Source organism: Pseudomonas sp. L-22-4S-12 (assembly GCF_009799935.1).
Lineage (GTDB): Bacteria > Pseudomonadota > Gammaproteobacteria > Pseudomonadales > Pseudomonadaceae > Aquipseudomonas.
Map to the genome: position 1 here is coordinate 1 of NZ_WELL01000023.1, position 527 is coordinate 527.

The following is a 527-nucleotide window of genomic DNA, read 5'->3' on the forward strand; positions in this document are numbered from 1 at the left end:
CCTTGGACCCCAGCGCATTCATACTCGCCCTGGCCGGCCCCGGTGGCATGGGACTGGCCTATCTGGCAATGGCCAACTCCAAAGGCTTTAAGGACATGCACAGCAGTTACCATCACGGGATACATGACTGGAATGAGTTCACCCAATTCTATGCCGACCGTTCTCGCCACCTGATCAGCATGGAATACAACTGGTTCAATGAGAATACCCAAAGCACTATGCCGTGGTGGTCTTATGTCTTCTGCCATAAGAAGGACTACCAAGCCAACCTGGCGTTTGTAAAAAGCCAGATCCCCAATACGCCTTGCATCGTGCAGAAAGTAGATGTACTGCAGTTTTAAAAAATCGACCTATCTATTAAATAGTGCCGACCGGCCTGCAATGTTATTAGTCTCGAACAACGCGCACAGCCTCCTTCAGCAGCGAACCCATTGCCGACATGGTGCTGGCAAGGCCACCCGCCTGCTCCCCTTCCATGTGCCCGCAGCCAGTTATTAAGACGACCATGAACAACGACCTGCAAGTTC

General features: G+C 52.0%; 1 pseudogene. It reads left to right on the forward strand.

The annotated features are described in order from the left end of the window. Positions 1-341, forward strand: a pseudogene (locus F3I16_RS20970) (hypothetical protein); the annotation flags it as partial. Between the last annotated feature and the right edge of the window lie 186 nt (positions 342-527).